The following is a 19161-nucleotide window of genomic DNA, read 5'->3' as shown; positions in this document are numbered from 1 at the left end:
CCACCCCATGCCAGGGATGCCAAGCAAGGGCCGCCCCGCAGCGAAGGTGTCGTCTCCCTTCCCTAGCGCGAAGCGCGTAGAGAAAGGGGGAAGGCGCGTCAGCGCCTCAGGGGGTTAGCTCTCACCATTTATCCAAGTCTTCACAATGTTCGCCACCGCAATCGGGTTCTGCTTGGCCAGGCTGCGCGCCTGATCCATGCGTTCCTGCTCCTTGGTGGGCGACAGATCCGTCACAGGGGCGGCCAAGGCTGGGCGGTCCAGCGCATCGCCTTCAATCGCGTTGAGCTGGCCACCGGGCGCCGTCTTGCTTGCCTTGAGCAAGGGACGAACCAGGCCCAGCAGCACCAGCGCACCAAACAGTGCCAGCGCAATCGGCACGCCAAGGCTCTTGGCCATGGCCTGAATTTCAGGGTCTTTCCACATGGGCAGCTCGACCGGTGCAGCGCCGCTATCCATGAATGGCGCGCTGACCAGATTGACCGAGTCGCCGCGCTCGGCGCTGTAGCCCACGGTCTCGCGCACCAGCATCAGCAATTGCTCTTGCTGCTGGGCCGAAAGCGCTCGCATACCCGAGCTGACTGCTGCCGCAGCCGCCGCCGTAGTGGCATCGCCCGCAGCCACCGCCGCCGGTGCGTTGACAACCACCGCCGCCGTCAGACGCTTGATATTGCCGGTACTGCCGCGTGTGACCTTGACGGTCTTGTCCACTTCGTAATTGGTAATCGACTCTCGCTTGCCGCTGCCCTGCGCACCACGGCCCTGACCACCATCAGCAGCCTGAGGTGCCGGGTTGGCACCGTTGATCGGCGCTGTGGAGTTTGTCGGTGGCTGGTTGCTGGTAGCACCGGGAACGCCGGTGGGCGGAGTGGCCTTGGCTTCGCCCCCCGTCTCCATCACCTGCTGGCTGCGCACTGCACCGCTGTCACCCGCCTGGTTGGGGCGGTGCTGCTCAGAGGTCGATTCGGTCTGGCTGAAGTCCAGGTCTGCCGAAACCTGGGCCTTCACATTGTTCTTGCCGACGACGGGCTCCAGAATGTCCAGAATGCGGCGCACATATTGCTGCTCTACCTGCTGGGTGTAGAGAAACTGCTGCATGTCCACGCTGCCAGCGCTGCCGTCTGGCGACTGCGACAGCAGCTTGCCCGTATCGTCCAGCACGCTGACGGCACCGGGTTCCATCTCAGGCACGCTTGATGCCACCAGATGCACGATGCCGGCAATCTGCGCGCGGTCCAGCACCCGGCCTGGGTGAACGCTCAGCAGCACAGAGGCCGACGGCTTTTGCTGCTCGCGGAAAAATCCGTTTTGATTGGGCAATGCCAGATGCACGCGCGCGCTTTGCACCGCGTTGAGCGCGAGGATGGAGCGGGTCAGCTCACCCTCCAGCCCGCGCTGAAAATTCAGGCGCTCCTGAAACTGGGTGATGCCGAATTTACTGTTCTCCATCAGCTCAAATCCAGTCACCGAGCCTTTGGGCAGGCCCTGCGTGGCCAGCTTCAGGCGCACATCGTGCACGCGGTCTGCAGGGATCAGGATGGAGCCGCCACCTTCGCTGTACTTGTAAGGCACGTTCATCTGCGTCAGCTGCGCCACGATGGCACCGCCATCCTTGTCGCCGACATTGGAGAACAGCATCTTGTAATCAGGCTGGCGGTAGAACACCGCTGCGGCCACGATACCGACAGCGACCAGCGCAGCCAGTGCACCCCAGCGAAGACGCTGACCGCGATCGAGCGCATTCCAGCGCTGCGTCATCGCAGGGCGGGAAACAGGCACAGCATTGGGGACAGGTACTTCAGCTACAGCAGACATCTTGGTTCCATGGTGTCAGACCCCACACGAGGTCTAGCGTCCAGTGGATTATTCGGACTCACGGCCATCGCGTTCCCTCGATAAGAGCGTCGATTCACCCATTTATTACCCGTCTGCCATCTGCCGAAAAAACTACGATCACCTCCAACTCATCAAGCCTGTTGGATATTGATATGGACCTGAAGATCCCTGCCCTCTCCCCCGCCCAGCTGGGCACCCAGCTCACCAAAGTCGGCGGTGCCGGCACTGCGCCCGTAGCTGGCGGATTTGGCCAAGCCCTTCAAAGCGCGCTGCAATCGGTCAGCTCTGCGCAAAACAACTCCAGCCAGCTGCAGCGCGAAGTGCAACTGGAAAACCCGGCCGTGAGCCTTGAGCAGACCATGCTCGCCATGCAAAAGTCGCAAATCGGCTTTCAGGCCACGCTGCAGGTACGCAACCGTCTGGTACAGGCTTACTCGGATGTGATGAATATGCAGGTGTGATTTCCGCACCTCAGGCACGGCAGATTGCCCTCCAAGGCTTGCCCGCATGCTCCTGTGACATGCGGGTTTTTTGTCGCCTGCGTCCGGCAACAAACCGCCCATAAAAAAACAGCCTGACCTACAGAAAGATCAGACTGTTTTCAGGCTCCAGCGCTTATGCATCAAGCGCAAGCAGCTATTCTTTTTTTAAAAGCCCAGACTCGCCAGCAGATCATCCACCTGCGTTTGCGATGTCACCACATCCACCGTGTTTTCCGGGTCCACCACAGGGCCGGCGAGCTTGGGCTGCTCGGCTTCCACAGGCGCCAGAGCTGGTGCCTGAGCGGTTTCGGGCGAGGTCTGAATCAACAGCTCCAGCAGCTGCGACTCCAGATCCGCCGCCAGTGACACCACGCGGGCAATGACCTGGCCGGTCAGGTCATGAAAGTCCTGCGCCATCATGATTTCGGTCAGGTGGCTGCCTGTCTGCTGCGTGCTTTCTTCCACATCCTGCAGGTAGTTCATCACGCCGCCCTTGGCCACAGCGGCCACGGGATCCTTGATGAGTTCTGCGCGCATGGAGCGGGAGCGCTCGGCCAGCGAATCCTGCTGGCTCTGCATCACCTCGACTTGGCCCAGCACCTTGTCCGCCGCCTCACCCGTCAGGCGGGCGATGTAGGACAAACGGCTTTGCGCATCGGGCAACTCACCCATGCTGCCGCGCAAGCGATCCGCATAGCCCAGCTCATTGAGAGAGTTATGCAACTGGCGTGTGAGCACGCCAATCTTGTAATGGACGTTGACAGAAGCCCCGGGGTCGCTGCTCATGGCTTAGAGGTCAAGTTTCTTGATGATGAGGTTGACCTTCTCTTCCAGAGTGGCCTTGGTGAAGGGCTTGACGATATAGCCAGCCGCGCCGCCCTGGGCTGCAGCGACGATGTCTTCCTTGCGGGCCTCGGCCGTCACCATCAGCACAGGTAGATGCTTGAGCTTCTCATCCTGCTTGATCTCGGTCAGCAACTGAAAGCCGTTCATGTTCGGCATGTTGATGTCGGTCACCACAAAATCAAACTTGCTGGCACGCAGCTTGTTGATGGCAACCATGCCATCTTCGGCCTCATCGGCATCGGCAAAGCCACTCTCCTTGAGCAGGTTGCGCACGATACGGCGCATGGTGGAGAAGTCGTCAACAATCAAAAATCGCAGGGCATTAGCCACGAGAGGCCCTTTCGGTCGGAATAGGTGCGTGGGAACAAATCTTCAGCCGTGATGGTAACAATTTGTCAACTTCATGGCGATGGGCGTGCATTGTCAGGCTTTTCGACAGCCTCCGGGGCAACTTCAGGGCTTGTTACAACAAACTCTTCCTTGGGCCCCAAAGACTGCTGGGCGACCGAGCTGGGTGCAGCAGGTCTTGCCTTGGTCTTGTTGATAGTGCTGGCAGCCTCTTCGGCGCTGGCTACCTGCTCCGTGTTGCGATCCTTGTCCTGACCCAGCATGCGGCGCTCGGCTTCCTTGGTCAGCACAGTAATCGTGATGCGGCGGTTCTGCGCGGCGCGCGTTTCCTCGGGCAGCAAGGGGTCGCTGCTGGCCATGCCCACCACGCGCGCCAGCTTGTCCATAGGCATGCCTGCGGCCACCAGTTCGCGGCGCGACGCATTGGCACGGTCGGCGGACAACTCCCAGTTGCTATAGCCACGGTCGGCATTGCCGTAGGGCGCTGCATCGGTGTGGCCAGAGAGACTGATGCTGTTCTCCGCATTACCCATGGCTGCGCCAATTTCTCGAAGAATGTCGCGCATATAAGGTTTGACCAAGGCGCTGCCGCTGTCGAACATGGGACGGTTTTGCTCGTCAACGATCTGGATCATCAGTCCGTCCTGGGTGATCTCGGTGCGGATTTGCGAGCGGTATTCGTTGAGCTTGGAATTGCTGGCAATCATCGCCTCCACTTTGGCCTTGAGCGCATGCAGGCGCTGGGCATCCCGCTTGGACTCATCAGCGCGCCCCATAGCCTGGCTGGAGCGTCGGTTGGCGTTGTCATCCGCTTCCGAGCGACGCACCTGGCCGTGAACCTTGGATAAGTCGTTGCCGCCACCGGGCACGATGCTGGAGCTATTGCCTGCTCCACTGCCGCCCGACATGGCCACCTTCAGCGGTGAATTGAAATACGCCGCAATGCCTTGCAGCTCGCCCTGAGCGGTCGATCCCAGCAGCCACATCAGCAAGAAGAACGCCATCATCGCCGTCACAAAGTCGGCATAGGCAATCTTCCAGGCGCCACCATGGTGGACATGGGCCGCCTTCTTCACGCGCTTGATGATGATAGGCTGTAGCTTCTTGTCAGCCATGGAGTCGCTCCAGATCAGAGCAGCAATGCAAGTGACTGCTCATCATTTCTTGCCCTTGACGTGGTTTTCCAGCTCCAGAAAGCTGGGGCGCTCAGTCGAGAACAGTACCTTTCGGCCAAACTCAATGGCCGTGCCCGGGTTATAGCCCTGCATGCTGGCCAGCAAGGTGGCCTTGATACATTCAAATTCCTTGGCCGCATCCTGCACACGCTGCTCCAGCAGGGCTGCCATGGGCTCGACCAGTCCATAGGCCAGCAAAATACCCAGAAAGGTTCCTACCAGCGCCGAGGCAATCATGCCGCCCAGTACTGCAGGCGGCTGGCCCACAAAGGCCATGGTGTTCACCACCCCCAGCACGGCCGCAATAATACCGAAGGCAGGCAAAGCGCCTGCCAGGCGGTTCAGCGCCATCACCGGGCCATGGGCCTCGGCATGATGAGCTTCAATTTCGCTGTCCATCAGCGCTTCAATCTCGTGAGAGTTCAGATTGCCCGAGACCATCATGCGCAGATAGTCGGTCAGAAACTCCATCACATGATGGTCCGCCATCAACTGCGGGTAATTCTGAAACACGGTCGATGCCTGCGGATCTTCCACATCGGCCTCAATGGACATCAGCCCCTCCTTGCGGGCCTTCTGCAGCAACTCATATAAGAGCGCCATGATCTCCATATACCGCGCCTTGGTGAAGCGCGAAGGTTTGAGCGCAGCCGGTATGGCCTTGAGCGTAGCCTTGAGCACCTTGGGCTGATTGCTGACGATAAAAGCGCCCAGAGCGCCGCCACCAATGGTCACCATCTCAAACGGCAGTGCCTTGACAAGAACGCCTACGCTGCCGCCATGCAGCACATACATGCCAAAGATGCAGCCGAAGGCGACGATATAACCGATGAGAACAAGCATAGGTGCCGATTGTGGAGTTGCTGGCCCGCCGCCATAGGCGCAAAAAGCTGGGCGTTTGGACGATAGATCGGCAGCTAGCGCGAGATATGTAGGGGAAATCTGACGCAAACAGCCACTGATGCACAGCGACACACCGATGCCCAACGTCCGGCCTCCGTTACTTCCAGAAAAAATATTTGCAGAACTCTCTAAAGTTTTTGTGGGATGACTCCGATAACAACATCAACAGGGAAACAAAGCCCTGTAACCAGCGAGCCACAGCAGCAAACATCGAAGGAACTGCAGGCTGGGGTGCTGGATTGGGCTGCCGCCGCCGCCCACCCTGAAATGCTTCAGGTCACTGTGGCGGCGACGTTTTGATCGCATCAAGGAGTTCGCATCATGGCAATGACCATCAACACCAATATCCAGTCGCTCAACGCTCAGCGCAATCTGGGTGCTTCGCAATCCTCGCTGTCCACTTCCATGCAGCGCCTGTCGTCCGGCATGCGCATCAATAGCGCAAAGGATGACGCGGCAGGCCTGGCGATTGCTACCCGCATGGGCACTCAGGTCACCGGCCTGAATCAAGCAGCCCGAAATGCCAATGACGGCGTCTCGCTCGCTCAAACAGCTGAAGGTTCCTTGAGCACCATTGGTACCAATCTGCAGCGTATCCGTGAACTGGCTGTGCAATCCCGCAATGCTACGAACTCCACAGAAGATCGTGATGCCTTGCAAAAGGAAGTGTCCCAGCTGGTCAGTGAAATTGACCGCGTCGCAACGACGACCAACTTCAACGGCACCAACTTGCTGGATGGCTCATTTACCAGCAAGGCATTCCAGGTGGGTGCCAACCAAGGCCAGACCATCAATATTGACAGCGTTGTCAGCGCCAAGACTTCCGATCTGGGCTCGTGGAAGACCAAGGAAGTCAAAAGCTTTGCTTACGCAGCGGGTACGGATGCAACCTTCACCAACCCTGCAGAAAAAGCCAGCCTCAATATCAATGGCGTGAAGATTGAAATCGATGCGGAAACTGGGCGCAATGCTGCAGATGCTGGTACAGCCCTGAAGGCTGCGTTCGATCTGGCGGCTAGCAAGACAGAGAATGCGCAGGCACTGGCTGGCATCTCCATGTCGGCTACTGGTGCGATGACGGTGACTGCACGCACTTCTGAAGTCAAGGTATCTGGCCACACCAATATCACAGGTGCCGCTCTGGGTACTTTGACTGAAACTGTGGTTTCCGGCGGCCAAGCTCGTAATGGATTCGCAGGAGTAGACATCTCCACTATTGATGGTGCTGATAATGCCATTCTGGCCATGGACGGTGCCCTCAAGGCCGTGAACTCGGCACGTGCTGACCTCGGTGCCATTCAGAACCGCTTTGAATCGGTAGTGTCCAACCTGAGTGTGAACAGCGAAAATCTGTCCGCTTCCAAAAGCCGCATCATGGATGCTGACTTCGCTTCGGAAACAGCCAACCTGAGCCGCTCGCAGATTCTGCAGCAAGCCGGTACGGCCATGGTGGCCCAGGCTAACCAGCTGCCACAAGGCGTGCTGTCCCTGCTGCGTTAATTGTGTAACTCTCTTTGGCAGTACGCTGTCAGCGGTTGTCAAAAAGGTCTCTTCGGAGGCCTTTTTTGCGTCTGGAGTTTGAGATTTTTGCGCTCTTGGCGATTTTTTTCTAATGGCTCAATCCCAAAAATAGCAGGAATTTGCGGCGCTTTTCGGTCTTATATGCAAGGTGGCTTGCCTCAACAATCTTCGTACCCGGAATACCAGACTTTTGTCGACGTTTCCGGTCACGTGGGCCAGCGAACGCGCTGGCCGTGAAAACGGCTAAGTACGTCGCCGGTTTACTGGCTTGAAACAGGAGCACATGCCATGGCAGCCATCATCAATACGAATATTCAGTCACTCAATGCACAGCGCAGTCTGAGCTCATCCCAAAGTCAGCTGGCGACCTCCATGCAGCGGCTGTCCTCGGGTTTGCGCATCAACAGCGCCAAGGATGACGCTGCCGGTCTGGCTATTGCGGAGCGCATGACCACGCAGGTGCGTGGCCTGTCAGTGGCCATGCGCAATGCCAATGACGGCATCTCGCTGGCGCAGACTGCAGAAGGTGCTTTGAGTTCCGTGGGCAGCAATTTGCAACGCATTCGCGAGCTGGCTGTTCAGTCGCGCAATGCCACCAATTCGCAAGAAGATCGCTCGGCGCTGGATGCAGAAGTACAGCAGCTCAAGGCGGAAATCAGCCGTATTTCGCGCGATACCTCGTTCAACGGTACCAAGCTGCTGGATGGCACGTTTACCAATATGGCGTTTCAAGTGGGTGCCAATCAGGGGCAGACCATTGATATCGCTGGCATTGCGGATGCCAGCGTGGAGAAATTGGGGTCGTGGACGAGTGTGCCGACGCCGGCAACACCTGTCACCGGTGTTGCTCCAGCGGGTACTTTTGCCAAAGTTGATTTCACCATCAATGCCCAAGCCATCAGCGTGGACGATAGCGCAACGACACCCGCCGAGCGAATGACCAGCCTGGTCAAGGCGATCAATTTGCAAAGCCACAACAGCGGGGTTACTGCCAGCAACGACAACGGCAAGCTCAAGCTCACAGCGACTGGTGGAACGGGTGATATCAATATTGCAGTTGCGGGCACAACAGATGCTGCTGCGCTGACGGCTCAAACGGGATTGACCGCAGCGAACAAGGCCGCAACACCCGGAACGCCCCAAACGGGTTTTGCAGCGTTGAGTGTTAATTCCACCGCAGAGTCCGACAACGCCATTGTGGCCATGGACGCTGCCTTGCGCGCCATCAATGGAGCACGTGCCGATCTGGGCGCGATTCAGAGCCGCTTTGAAACCACGGTCGAAAATTTGAGCGTCAACGCCGAGAACCTCTCTGCTTCACGCAGCCGTATCATGGATGCAGACTTTGCGGCTGAAACCGCCAATCTGAGCCGTACGCAGATTCTGCAGCAGGCTGGCACGGCGATGGTGGCCCAAGCCAACCAGTTGCCCCAGCAAGTGCTCAAGCTGCTTCAAGGTTAATTCGGATCACAGGGCGAATTTCTGCACTCAAGTGGCTCGGTTTTTGGCCGATACATCGTGTGCAGCATTGTCCACAGGTGGCGGGATTCATAGGTCCGCCCACCAATTCAATGGCGCAAACCATGTGTGCTGCGCGCATGCGCGTTTGCGGCGAGGGAGATTTGTATGGGTATCAGCTCGATTGGTCTCGGCAGTGGCCTGGATGTCGAAAAAATTGTCACGCAACTGGTGGCGCTGGAGTCCAAGCCACTTACCACTTTGCAGACCAAAGCCAGTGGCATCAATACCCAAATTTCGGCTTTTAGTCAGCTGAAATCGCAAATTGCCAACCTGCAGGAGCAGGCTGCCAAACTGACAAAAAAAGACACTTGGCTGGGCAATACCTTGACGTCGTCGAATACCGGCACCGTTAGCGGAACAGCCACGTCGGGGGCAGTACAAGCGACGTACGACTTGTTTGTCTCGCAAATGGCCGCAGGCCAGACGGTGGGCTCAGGTTTGGTACCCAGTGGTACAGCCTTGGGCACGGGCAAGCTGACCATCACCATGGGGCAATGGGGTACGACCAATTCCGGCGTTTCCAGTGGATTTCAGGCCAATACCAAAGACGGTGCAAATGTCAGCTTTTCTGTGGATATCACCGCCGAAGATGATTCGCTGGCCAAGATTGCAGCCAAGATCAATGCGGCCAAGGGTGATGTGAGTGCCACGGTGCTCAAGGATCACACGGGCGAGCGTCTGGTGTTGCAGTCGAAGACGACGGGTGTCAATTCGGCGTTCCAGGTAGAAGCGCAAGGCGCGGGCCTGCAGCGATTTGCCTACGATGGCGGCAATGCTGCTGGCAGCATGAATCGTTCAGTGCAGGCACAGGATACGCTGGCCACCGTCAACGGTATCCAGATGGCTTCGCACACCTCCACGTTCACCGATTTGGCGGAAGGCGTGACGCTGACGGTATCGCAAAAGATGGCGGCGGATGCCGTGCCTGTGCGCATCACCATTGCCAATGACAGCGGAACAGCGAAGACGGCACTCAAGAACTTCGTGGAGTCATACAACGCCTTGAGCAGCGCGCTCACGACGATGACCGCTTATGACAAGGATGCCAAGACGGCAGGTACGCTGCAAGGCGACTCTACTGCTGTGAATCTGCAATCGGCTATGCGCCGTATCGTGTCGGGACCTGGCGGAGCAGACAGTGCGTTTGGCAGTTTGTCAGAGATAGGCATCGCTTTTCAAACGGATGGAACGCTGAAAATTGACGACACAAAGCTGGACAAGGCTCTCAAGGATCCTGAGAGCATGTCCAAATTTTTTGCGGTGGATGTGGAAGATGCCAACGAGGATGGTTTGGCTGTGCGATTGAAAGACTTCACCTTCGGGTTGCTGTCTGTAGATGGAACTTTTGCGACCAAGGATGCGTCGCTCAAACAGTCGCTCAAACGCAACTCCACGGACCAAGAACGTCAGAGCTCGCGCATTACCGCGTATGAAACACGCCTTCGTGCCCAATACACACGGCTAGATACACAGATGGCGAGCTTGTCCGCGCTGGATACCTATATTACCCAGCAGGTCGCCGCTTGGAACAAGTCCAGCAGCTGAACTATCAAGGGCTAAAGATAGGACTTAATTCCCCTCTGAGTCTGCCGATAACAAAAGCAGTAATTTGAGAAACTGCATCTAAGGAGTGTCGTGATGTTTTCCACAGCTAATGCGCGCGCAATGTCGGCTTACCGTCAGGTGGGCGTGCAATCCATGGTGGACAGCGCATCACCTCAGCAGTTGATCAAGATGCTGTTTGATGGCCTGCTGGCATCTATCAACGCCGCTCGTGGCGCGATTGAGCGCGGCGATATCAGCGAGAAAGTGCGCCATATCAGCAAGGCCATTCGTATTTTGCAGGAAGGCCTGCTGGGTGCTCTGGACCAAGAAAAAGGCGGCGAGCTGGCCGGCAATCTGGCCTCGCTTTATGAGTACTGCACGACACAGCTGACATTAGCCAATGCCCGCAACGATGCCCGCATGGTGGACGAAGTGGCAAACCTTGTGGGAACCGTGGCACAGGGCTGGACTGAAATAACAAATGCACCGGCTCCAGCCAGTGCTTAAAAATATGGAGCACACTTTGATCGACTTCTACCGCGCCATTGAGGAGAGCAGTGCCAAGATGCTGCAGGCCGCTCAGGACAAAGACTGGGATGGTGTTGCGCGTTATGAGGGCACTTGTGCCGTGCTGATTGAGCAGTTGCGCTTTCGCTCTCGTGATGAAAAACTGGCCCCTGATCTGCGCAAGGAAAAGGCGCGCATCATGCAACGCATCTTGCGCAACGATGCTCAGATTCGCGTACTGGCCGAGCCCTGGCTGGCCACTTTTGAGCATATGTTTGACGGCCAGCCGCATGTGATGCACTGACCACCGGATCTCCCGCAAAAAAGCCCTGCTGCAGCAATGCCTCAGGGCTTTCTCTTTGAGTCTTTATTCAGATGAATATTGGCCTCAAGCGCAATACCATCAATCGATAGCCGCTATTAATTAAAAGTACTGACCAAAGAAAAGCCGCCTGGTTAACAGATCCATATCTGCAACCATAGCGGCTGGTTTCTGAAGTGGTTCGCTAACAGCGAACCAAGGCAATCAATGCGCGCGCATCTTGGTGCGCAACCGGGCAATGGCCTGGCTGTGCAGCTGGCAGACACGGGATTCAGTCACGCCGAGCACGGCGGCGATCTCCTTGAGGTTCATGTCGTGCTCGTAGTACATGCCCATCACGTACTGCTCGCGCTCGGGCAGGTTCTTGATGGCATCGACCAGAGCCAAGCGCAAACGCTGATCGCGCAGCAGCGCAAAGGGATCCGCACCCGCGTCGGCGACATGGCGATCCAGATAGTCGTCGCTGCCGTCAGCGTCGCTACCACCAATGTCTTCCAGGTAGACGAGCTGGGTGCCGCGCACCTTGCCCAGCAGAGACTGGTAATCGTCCAGCGCCATGCCTAGCTCGGCCGCGATTTCTGACTCCTGAGGCGAGCGGCCGAGGCGCTGCTCCAGACGGTTCAGCGCATGCTCAATATCCTTCTGACTTTTACGAGAGCTACGACTCATCCAGTCGCCTTCGCGTAGCTCATCGAGCATGGCTCCGCGAATGCGCTGGCTGGCGAAAGTGTCGAATTGCACGCCTTGCTCGCTCTCGAAGCGCGACAGCGCTTCGGCCAGGCCGATCATGCCGACCTGGATCAAGTCATCCAGTTCCACATTCGGCGGCAGTTTGGCGATCATGTGCAGGGCAATCCGACGCACAAGCGGTACATGCTGACGAATCAGCGCGTCGCGGTCGAGTTGGCCTTTGGCGGTGTACATGGCAGTCAATGGCTCCAGACAAGAGATTCAGGCGCAGCAGCTGCTGCGGACTGGGTGTGCATGGGCAGGATGCAGGCCGTCTTGAGCATGTGCAGTGTGAGCTGATGCAGATCGCTGGCTTGGCGCCAGCGCAGGCGCATAAGCACCGGTGCATCGCCCAAGTGGCGCTGCGAACACTGTAGCAAAGCGTTCAGGCGCTGCAAGCGTGCCTGAGCATTTTGCTTGGCTGTGAGCACGCTGCTTTGCTGGCGGCTCCAGTCATATTTTTGCGGGCCGCTTTCGGCAAGCGGAGCCTCAAGCGCGGCAATCGTGCACTCCACGCCAGCAAACACGGCAAGGTGCTTGAGCTGCCGATAGCTGTCAATCAAATGCTCTGCATCGGGCGGCACGACCAGCAGCGGTTGCAGGCCCTGGCCTTGCAACAGAGGCGTCAATGCCTCATTGCTCGCATAGATGATGACCGTGGTGTAGCCGCGCACATAGGCTTGCAGCGCCGTCAATAAATCCATGCCCATTTCATCGGCCGTGGCCTTGAGCTTTTTAAGCCCTTGGCGTGCCGGCAGGCTGGCTACGGACTGGGTATCGCTAACGGTAGAGCGCAGACCGGCCTGCGCCTGCCATGCGTGCTGCACCAGCAGTTGCGCAAGGCCCGGCGTATGCAGGGATTCTGTCTGGCTGCCATCCATCACCAGTACTTTTTGCCCAAGGCGCTGCAACTGGGCGCACAGCGGCCAGAGCACAGCCTGCTCTGCCGCCGCACCCGAGGCGCTTTGCAGCATGGCCAGCACGCGCAGACCGGCAGTGCTCGCATCGCTGACATGCAGGGCCATGCCCTGATGCAAGGGGGAGCGTCGCTCAAGCATGAGCCGCCTCGATGCCGTTGGCAGACGAAGGGGTGAAGAAGAAGTCCAGATCCAGCGACTGCGGATCAAATGCGGATTTGACCGCTGAGCGCATGGAGGCCGATACCAGCAACTGGGCGCTAGCGCGCTCCCAGTCTTCAGGCACACGCTGGCCGTTGGTCACTCCGCGCAACTGAATCTGGTGGCGAATCAGGGTGTCGACCGATGGGCCGATCTTCACGGCTTCATCGACCTTGGTGAGGATGGCCTGATGCGAGCCACGGGCCTTGAAGGCCTGCATGACGTCGTCCTGTGCATCGCCTTGTGCCGCTGCGTTGACGGCCAGCAGTTGCTGCACGCCGTCGATGGCAAGCACATCCATGATTTCGTCTTTACGCGGGTCGCGTGGGGCCACGCCTGTGGTGTCGATCAGCACCATTTTTTTGCTTTGCAGCAGACCCAGAAGGTCTTGCAGAGCGGCCTTGTCGTGGGCTTGGTGGGCCACCATGCCCAGCATGCGTGCATAGGTGCGCAGTTGGTCATGGCCGCCGATGCGGTAGGTGTCAAGCGTGATCAGGCCAACAGATGCTGGGCCGTGCTTGGCGGCGCACAGCGCCGCCAGCTTGGCCGTGGTCGTGGTCTTGCCCACGCCGGTTGAACCCACCAGTGCGAACACGCCGCCTTGATCGTAAATAGCGGGCTGGGCAGCATCGGTGCGCAGGTTTCGCTCAAGCACCTGCATGAGCCAGCGCACAGCATCACCCGCAGACAACGATGCAGGCAGGCGCTCAATCAGCGCGCGCGAGAGTGCAGGTGAGTAGCCAGCGCGGATGAGCTTGTGCATCAGGCTGGACTGAATGGGGTTCTGGCGCGTCTGGCCCAGCCAGGTCAGGGTGTTGAAGCGCTCTTCAATCAAGTCCTTCATGGACTGCATCTCAGCCATGAAGTTCTGAGGAGCCGCTGCTGGCGCTGCCTTGGTGATGCTTTCCTTGGTCTGAATCGGCTCGGGGCGCATCGGGTTGTGGCGTGCCACACCCACGTTGGCAGGCGCTGCCTTGGTGGCCATGGCGGGGCGTTCGCTGTTGCGATCCTGCACGCGCTGGGCGAAAGTGGGCAGCGCATCACTGCTCTCCAGCGACGATTCATGGCGGCGGCGCAGCATACGTTCGCGCACATAGTCCTGGAAGGTCAGCGTGCTCATGGAGAGCTCTTCCACATCGTCCTGCACGGAATGCTGGGCCAGCTCCTTGATGGGTTTGACTGGCGCGGCCTGGCTCTGCACCTGGCTTTTCATTTCGCGGGCCTGCTCTTCCTTCGCAGTTTGGCGAGCCAACACATGGTCTAGCGTGCTCATACCTTCGCTGCGGCCTTCGGCGCGCTTGGGCGCACGCTCTTTGCGCAAGCCCATGCTTTCATCGGCAGCACGGCGCTCCAATGCTTGCTGCAGGGGAGAGCTGCTCTCAAGACCTGCATCCATGTCCTTCAGCGTTTCTTCAGCCGTGGCCATGACTTCCACTCCATCAGGCGTCTGACGGTTGGAGAGAATCAGGGTGCCATCGCCAAAAACCATGCGCGCCTTGGCCAGTGCCTCACGGGCGGTAGGGGCGTAAAAGCGTTTGATGTTCATGCGGATGCACCTTTAAGAATCGGGCCGATGCGAATGGTGTGCGTCTCGGGAATCTCGCTGTGTGCGAGCACCTGCAGACGCGGCGCCACACGGCGCAGCAGCTTAGAAAGAGAGTTGCGGATCGCGTCTGGTACCAGCAGGCAGGCGGGCAGGCCCAGCTCTTCCTGTTGGTTGGCGACATCGACCGCTTTTTGTGTGAGAATTTCCGCCACGCCGGGGTCCAGCGATGGGGCATTGGGATTCGACAGTGCCTGCACCAGCAGGCGCTCCAGACCGGGCTCGATGGCAATCACATTGAGCTCACGAGTGGGGCCGTAGATCTGCTGCACGATGGCAGGCGACAGCGCAATGCGCACGCGACGCGCCAGCTCCACCGGGTCGGTCGTCTGCGTGGCGTTTTCGGCCAGCGTCTCGATGATGGTGCGGATATCACGAATGTGCACAGAGTCCTCCAGCAGCAGCTGGAGGACTTTCTGGAACGTTGTGATGGGCACCATTTTCGGGATGACTTCTTCAATGAGTTTGGGAGCGAGCTTGGCCACGTGATCGACCAGTTGCTGCGTCTCGGTACGAGACAGCAACTTGGCCGCGTGCACTTGCATCAAGTGTGACAAATGCGTGGCCATCACAGTTTCCGAATCAACGACGGTAAAACCGGCCATTTGTGCCGCTTCCTTTTGCCGTTCATCGATCCAATGGGCTGGCAAGCCGAACGCCGGATCAGTCGTGGCTGTGCCGATCAACGGAGTGGTGATGCCACCGGGGTTGATCGCAAGAAACATGCCGGGGAAGGCCTCGCCCTCGCCCACCATCACGCCGCGCAGGGTCATGCGGTAAGCGCTGGGCTTGAGTTCGAGGTTGTCACGCACATGGACGGCGGGCGGTAAAAATCCCACCTCCTGCGCAAACTTGCGGCGCACACCCTTGATACGGGTCAGCAAGTCGCCTTGACGGCTTTTGTCCACCAGCGCAATCAGACGGTAGCCCAGCTCCAGCCCCAGCAGGTCCACGGGCTGCAGATCGTCCCAGGTGGCTTCACCATCGGCCTGCGCCTGTTGCTGCTGCGGCGCGGGGGCGCTGCTTTGCTCAGCCACTCGGGCTTTTTCTTTTTTATCGAGCGACCATGCGCCCCAGCCCAGCAGTGCGCCCATGAGCAGAAACACCGTGTGCGGCATGCCAGGGATCAGGCCCAACATAATCATCACGCCCGCTGTAATGCCCAGCACCTTGGGCGACATGAAAAGCTGCTGCACGATCTGGCGGCCCATATCTGCATCTTTGCCCACGCGCGAGATCACCATAGCCGACGCCACCGAGATCAGCAGACCCGGAATCTGCGCCACCAGCGCATCTCCCACGGCCAGCAGAATGTAGCTGTTTGCCGCTTGCTCGGCTGACAGGCCGTGCTGCACCATGCCGATGATCAGGCCACCAATCACGTTAATCACCAGAATCAAGATGCCGGCAATCGCATCGCCGCGCACAAACTTGCTGGCACCGTCCATGGAGCCGAAGAAATTGGCTTCCTCACCCACCTCGGCACGGCGACGCTTGGCTTCTTTTTCGTCGATCAGGCCGGCGTTCAGATCGGCATCTACAGCCATCTGCTTGCCGGGCATAGCGTCCAGCGTAAAGCGGGCCGAGACTTCAGCAATACGCTCAGCGCCCTTGGTAATCACCACAAAGTTGATCACCACCAGAATACTGAACACGATCAGACCCACGGCAAAGTTGCCACCAATCAGAAAGTGACCAAACGCCTCAATCACCGCGCCCGCAGCGCCGGGGCCGGTGTGACCCTCCATCAGCACCACACGGGTGGAGGCCACGTTGAGCGACAGGCGCATCAGCGTGGTCAGCAGCAGCACCGATGGGAAGGCCGCAAAATCCAGCGGCTTGATCATGTAGGCCGCCACCATCATCACCATCAACGCCACGGCGATGTTGAGGGTAAAGAAGGTGTCCAGCATCCACGGGGGAACCGGCAGCACCATCAGGCCGAGGATGGCCACGACCAGAAGAGGAGCCGTCAGCCCTTGCAGAGCGCCGGCATTGTTGCCAGACCATTTCTGAAAAATTTGCAGAGGATTGGACTTCATCACACATTACCTTCTTGCTGCGCAGCCGCATCTGCGGACTGGGTTCGACCGCGCTGCGGATCCAGCTCCACCGGCACCGGGGGCTCGCCCAACTCTTCAGGCATGGGGCCTTGGCCGCTCAATGCGGCCTTGAGGCGATAGACATAGGCCAGCACTTGCGCCACCGCCGTGTAGAGACCGGAGGGAATGGCCTGATCCAGATCGGCATGGGCATAGAGCGCACGCGCCAGCATGGGCGACTCCAGCACGGGAATCTTGTGCGTGCCCGCAATTTCACGAATCTTGAGCGCCACCAGATCTGTGCCCTTGGCAATCACCTGCGGTGCGGCCATGGTGGCGTCGTCATAGCGCAGCGCTACGGCGTAGTGCGTGGGGTTGGTGACCACAAAGTCAGCACGAGGCACGGCGGAAACACTGGCGCGATCGGCAATCTCGCGCTGCTTCTGGCGCAGCTTGCCCTTGAGCTGAGGGTTGCCGTCAGATTCCTTGTGTTCCTGCTTGACTTCCTCATGGCTCATCTTCAGACGCGACTTGAACAGAAAGGCCTGCAGCGGCACGTCAATCACCGCCACAAGCAGCACCACGACCAGCAGCAGCGTGACGCCGGTGCTGAGCCAGGAGCCCACCATGGACAGTGCCATGGGCGATGGCTGGGCCGATACCGACGCAATTTCGGCAATGTTCGCGCTCATGTACTTCCAGGCCACAAAGCTCAGAACAATGGTCATCAGCACCATCTTGACCACGGTGGTCATCTGCTGCTTGGAAAACAGATTTTTGAGGCCCGACAAGGGGCTGAGCTTGCTGAATTTAGGCTCGATGGGCTTGAAGCTGAAGATCCAGCCGCCTGCGGCCACACCCGACAGCACCGATGCGCCGGTGGTCACCAGCGCAAAAATCACAGCCACGCTCAGGCCCAGCAGCAGCATGGGCTGCATACGCTCCAGCATCATGGCGGGCGTCTTCGCCGCTGCGGCGTTGAACACCAGTTGCTTGGCCACGGCTTCGCGCATGTAATTGATCAGGGGCTGCGTGCCCATCAGCATCAGCAATGCACCAGTACCCAGAATCGCCAGATGCGAGAGATCGCGCGAACGCGCACCCTGACCGTCTTCTCGCGTTTTCTGCAGCTTGCGCTCGGTAGCGGGTAGATTTTTGTCTTGGGATTCGGACATGGCGCACGGACGGATGGGATAGCCAGATTGTCCGAATCTGGCGCCCGTGCAATGCGCGGATAAGCGGCAGCCAAGCCCTGTTTATGCGCGACTAAAGCGCAAGCGGAGCTATCGTTTTTGATAGCTGCTTGCGCTTTATTCTTAAAGGCTAGAGCCTTCTTTTATACAAAATTTTCTTAAGACTGAAGTTGGGGCATGCCCAGCTTCAGCGCGCTGAGCATGCGCAGCAGCATGCGATTGAGGTCTTCAGCCTCCCAGCCTTCTTGCTCGCGCAACTGGCGAATGGGGGCCGGGTCGCGCCCTTCCAGCGCCTGACTCATCTGCAGCACGGCGGCATAAGGGCCGGAGCGCGTGACGATGGCATCAAAAATGCGCTCGTTCAGCGGCGTGCGGCGCAGGATGTTGGCAACCGGCTCGTGCAGCATCAAATCCAGCTGCGAGAACAGGCTGCACAGATACATCTCACGCTGCAGGTCCAGACTCACCCCGGCTTCAATCAGCTCCTCGGCCAGCTTGGCGCGCAGCACCACCTGGGTGCGCAGCGGCACCAGGTCTTGCTCCACACAGGCATGGGGCAACTGGTCTGCCAGCCAGCGCTCCAGTGTGCCCAGTCCCAGCATGACCAGCCCACGGCGCAGCGAATCCACGCCGCGGCGCAGGCCCAGAGCGGCCGAGTTGGTATAGAGCAAAAAACGATAGGCCAGCACCGGGTCTGAGCCCAGAATTTCTTCCATCACATCAAGCGACTGCTCTTTGTCGATGGCTTTCATCAGCCTGAACAGCGCATCGCGCGACGGCTGGGGCTGCTGCAGGCGATAGGCCTGCATGGTGTCAGCCACAGGCCAGCCCGCCACGGCAGCGGCTTCATAGTCATCAAGGCAGGCTTGCGCCAGCGCCAGACTCTGCAGCCCCTCATACATCTGCCCATTGAGCAGATTCAGCGGCGGGCTCGCAAAAAATGGAGCCGCTTGTGGCTTGTCTGCAGTTTTGACGGGCAGCGATGCCTGGGCAGAAGCTTCTCTCACGCTATTGGCAATGCCGCTGGCACCCTCAGGCGGCAGGCTCAGCAAGCTGCTGGCAAAACAGCGGGCGGCATCGGCATCGGGCACATCGGCCAGACCGCCAGCCCAGACCAGCATCAGCCCACGGGCCTTGGCTTTTTGCACCAACGCGTAAATGCCTTCATCTTGCGCCAGCCAGTCGCCGCGCACCTCAATCCACGGACTGCCCTGCGGCGCATGCTCGAGCAGATTGCACAAAACTTGGCGGGACTGAGGCGATATCAGCAGCGGCGGCGCTTGCCGGCTCCAGATTTCATCCACGCTGCGCAGAAAGTGCGCCAGATCGGCGCTGGTGCCGGGGTCTTCATGCACATAAAGCTGAATCCCCGCCAGACGCCGCGCACGACCCCAGAGCGGCCGGTAGCCAAGTGTCAAAGAACTGAGAGCAGACTGGACCATGAAACGCGTGGGCTGGTGACATGCAAGCCAT

At 58.9% G+C, this 19161-nt stretch carries 17 protein-coding genes; 6 read left to right on the top strand and 11 right to left on the bottom strand.

Features of this window, described 5'->3' with window-relative positions:
* Positions 1-114 precede the first annotated feature (114 nt).
* Positions 115-1812: a flagellar basal-body MS-ring/collar protein FliF gene (gene fliF / locus CLU84_RS21590; RefSeq protein ID WP_099740012.1), complete on the bottom strand. Its 1698-nt coding sequence runs from the start codon at positions 1810-1812 to the stop codon at positions 115-117.
* A gap of 173 nt (positions 1813-1985) precedes the next feature.
* On the opposite strand from fliF, the gene fliE reads away from it, so the two are divergent.
* Positions 1986-2294, top strand: coding sequence for a flagellar hook-basal body complex protein FliE (gene fliE, locus CLU84_RS21585; RefSeq protein ID WP_099740011.1), 309 nt, complete (start codon positions 1986-1988; stop codon positions 2292-2294).
* Between the two features lie 186 nt (positions 2295-2480).
* Here the strand turns inward: fliE and CLU84_RS21580 are convergent, their stop codons facing one another.
* The 4 genes from CLU84_RS21580 to motA all read right to left on the bottom strand — a co-directional run bounded on the left by CLU84_RS21580 (position 2481) and on the right by motA (position 5527).
* Complete coding sequence (locus CLU84_RS21580) at positions 2481-3101, bottom strand: protein phosphatase CheZ (protein WP_099740010.1); 621 nt, start codon at positions 3099-3101, stop codon at positions 2481-2483.
* 3 nt (positions 3102-3104) lie between these two features.
* Complete coding sequence (gene cheY / locus CLU84_RS21575) at positions 3105-3491, bottom strand: chemotaxis response regulator CheY (protein ID WP_099740009.1); 387 nt, start codon at positions 3489-3491, stop codon at positions 3105-3107.
* Positions 3492-3562: 71 nt separating this feature from the next.
* Positions 3563-4624 carry a flagellar motor protein MotB gene (gene motB / locus CLU84_RS21570; protein ID WP_099740008.1) on the bottom strand — a complete coding sequence of 354 codons (1062 nt, stop codon included), beginning with the start codon at positions 4622-4624 and terminating at the stop codon, positions 3563-3565.
* A gap of 42 nt (positions 4625-4666) precedes the next feature.
* The gene (gene motA / locus CLU84_RS21565; protein WP_099740007.1) at positions 4667-5527 is read right to left on the bottom strand and encodes a flagellar motor stator protein MotA; all 861 of its coding nucleotides are present in this window, start codon (positions 5525-5527) and stop codon (positions 4667-4669) included.
* A 381-nt stretch (positions 5528-5908) separates the two neighbouring features.
* Between motA and CLU84_RS21560 the strand changes: the two genes are divergently transcribed.
* From CLU84_RS21560 to CLU84_RS21540, 5 genes are all read left to right on the top strand, one after another.
* Positions 5909-7087 carry a flagellin gene (locus tag CLU84_RS21560; RefSeq protein ID WP_099740006.1) on the top strand — a complete coding sequence of 393 codons (1179 nt, stop codon included), beginning with the start codon at positions 5909-5911 and terminating at the stop codon, positions 7085-7087.
* Positions 7088-7396: 309 nt separating this feature from the next.
* Positions 7397-8569 carry a flagellin gene (locus CLU84_RS21555; protein WP_099740005.1) on the top strand — a complete coding sequence of 391 codons (1173 nt, stop codon included), beginning with the start codon at positions 7397-7399 and terminating at the stop codon, positions 8567-8569.
* Positions 8570-8734: 165 nt separating this feature from the next.
* On the top strand, positions 8735-10174 hold the full coding sequence (fliD, locus tag CLU84_RS21550) for a flagellar filament capping protein FliD (protein ID WP_099740004.1): 1440 nt from the start codon (positions 8735-8737) through the stop codon (positions 10172-10174).
* A gap of 93 nt (positions 10175-10267) precedes the next feature.
* Complete coding sequence (fliS, locus tag CLU84_RS21545) at positions 10268-10681, top strand: flagellar export chaperone FliS (RefSeq protein WP_099740003.1); 414 nt, start codon at positions 10268-10270, stop codon at positions 10679-10681.
* A gap of 4 nt (positions 10682-10685) precedes the next feature.
* Positions 10686-10985: a flagellar protein FliT gene (locus tag CLU84_RS21540; RefSeq protein ID WP_099740002.1), complete on the top strand. Its 300-nt coding sequence runs from the start codon at positions 10686-10688 to the stop codon at positions 10983-10985.
* Positions 10986-11207: 222 nt separating this feature from the next.
* On the opposite strand, the gene CLU84_RS21535 is transcribed toward CLU84_RS21540, so the two are convergent.
* The 6 genes from CLU84_RS21535 to CLU84_RS21510 form a co-directional block, all read right to left on the bottom strand.
* Positions 11208-11927 (bottom strand): RNA polymerase sigma factor FliA, encoded by a 720-nt coding sequence (locus CLU84_RS21535; RefSeq protein ID WP_099740001.1) that lies wholly within the window; start codon positions 11925-11927, stop codon positions 11208-11210.
* A gap of 5 nt (positions 11928-11932) precedes the next feature.
* Positions 11933-12790 (bottom strand): hypothetical protein, encoded by an 858-nt coding sequence (locus tag CLU84_RS21530; protein WP_099740000.1) that lies wholly within the window; start codon positions 12788-12790, stop codon positions 11933-11935.
* Positions 12783-14396 (bottom strand): flagellar biosynthesis protein FlhF, encoded by a 1614-nt coding sequence (flhF, locus tag CLU84_RS21525; RefSeq protein WP_099739999.1) that lies wholly within the window; start codon positions 14394-14396, stop codon positions 12783-12785. The genes CLU84_RS21530 and flhF overlap by 8 nt, the downstream gene beginning before the upstream one ends.
* Positions 14393-16495: a flagellar biosynthesis protein FlhA gene (gene flhA / locus CLU84_RS21520; RefSeq protein WP_099739998.1), complete on the bottom strand. Its 2103-nt coding sequence runs from the start codon at positions 16493-16495 to the stop codon at positions 14393-14395. Before flhA ends, flhF begins: the two co-directional genes overlap by 4 nt.
* On the bottom strand, positions 16495-17670 hold the full coding sequence (locus tag CLU84_RS21515; protein WP_099739997.1) for a flagellar biosynthesis protein FlhB: 1176 nt from the start codon (positions 17668-17670) through the stop codon (positions 16495-16497). The genes flhA and CLU84_RS21515 overlap by 1 nt, the downstream gene beginning before the upstream one ends.
* Positions 17671-17846: 176 nt before the next feature.
* Positions 17847-19130: an HDOD domain-containing protein gene (locus CLU84_RS21510; protein ID WP_233210334.1), complete on the bottom strand. Its 1284-nt coding sequence runs from the start codon at positions 19128-19130 to the stop codon at positions 17847-17849.
* Between the last annotated feature and the right edge of the window lie 31 nt (positions 19131-19161).

The sequence above is a fragment of the Comamonas sp. 26 genome, assembly GCF_002754475.1.
Lineage (GTDB): Bacteria > Pseudomonadota > Gammaproteobacteria > Burkholderiales > Burkholderiaceae_C > Comamonas.
This window is presented reverse-complemented; position numbering and strand designations above follow the sequence as displayed.

Bases quoted from the DNA above. Each gene is read 5' to 3' on its own strand.
- fliF (WP_099740012.1), bottom strand. From the start codon at position 1,812: ATGTCTGCTGTAGCTGAAGTACCTGTCCCCAATGCTGTGCCTGTTTCC.
- fliE (WP_099740011.1), top strand. From the start codon at position 1,986: ATGGACCTGAAGATCCCTGCCCTCTCCCCCGCCCAGCTGGGCACCCAG.
- CLU84_RS21580 (WP_099740010.1), bottom strand. From the start codon at position 3,101: ATGAGCAGCGACCCCGGGGCTTCTGTCAACGTCCATTACAAGATTGGC.
- motB (WP_099740008.1), bottom strand. From the start codon at position 4,624: ATGGCTGACAAGAAGCTACAGCCTATCATCATCAAGCGCGTGAAGAAG.
- motA (WP_099740007.1), bottom strand. From the start codon at position 5,527: ATGCTTGTTCTCATCGGTTATATCGTCGCCTTCGGCTGCATCTTTGGC.
- CLU84_RS21560 (WP_099740006.1), top strand. From the start codon at position 5,909: ATGGCAATGACCATCAACACCAATATCCAGTCGCTCAACGCTCAGCGC.
- CLU84_RS21555 (WP_099740005.1), top strand. From the start codon at position 7,397: ATGGCAGCCATCATCAATACGAATATTCAGTCACTCAATGCACAGCGC.
- fliD (WP_099740004.1), top strand. From the start codon at position 8,735: ATGGGTATCAGCTCGATTGGTCTCGGCAGTGGCCTGGATGTCGAAAAA.
- fliS (WP_099740003.1), top strand. From the start codon at position 10,268: ATGTTTTCCACAGCTAATGCGCGCGCAATGTCGGCTTACCGTCAGGTG.
- CLU84_RS21540 (WP_099740002.1), top strand. From the start codon at position 10,686: ATGGAGCACACTTTGATCGACTTCTACCGCGCCATTGAGGAGAGCAGT.
- CLU84_RS21535 (WP_099740001.1), bottom strand. From the start codon at position 11,927: ATGTACACCGCCAAAGGCCAACTCGACCGCGACGCGCTGATTCGTCAG.
- CLU84_RS21530 (WP_099740000.1), bottom strand. From the start codon at position 12,790: ATGCTTGAGCGACGCTCCCCCTTGCATCAGGGCATGGCCCTGCATGTC.
- flhF (WP_099739999.1), bottom strand. From the start codon at position 14,396: ATGAACATCAAACGCTTTTACGCCCCTACCGCCCGTGAGGCACTGGCC.
- flhA (WP_099739998.1), bottom strand. From the start codon at position 16,495: ATGAAGTCCAATCCTCTGCAAATTTTTCAGAAATGGTCTGGCAACAAT.
- CLU84_RS21515 (WP_099739997.1), bottom strand. From the start codon at position 17,670: ATGTCCGAATCCCAAGACAAAAATCTACCCGCTACCGAGCGCAAGCTG.
- CLU84_RS21510 (WP_233210334.1), bottom strand. From the start codon at position 19,130: ATGGTCCAGTCTGCTCTCAGTTCTTTGACACTTGGCTACCGGCCGCTC.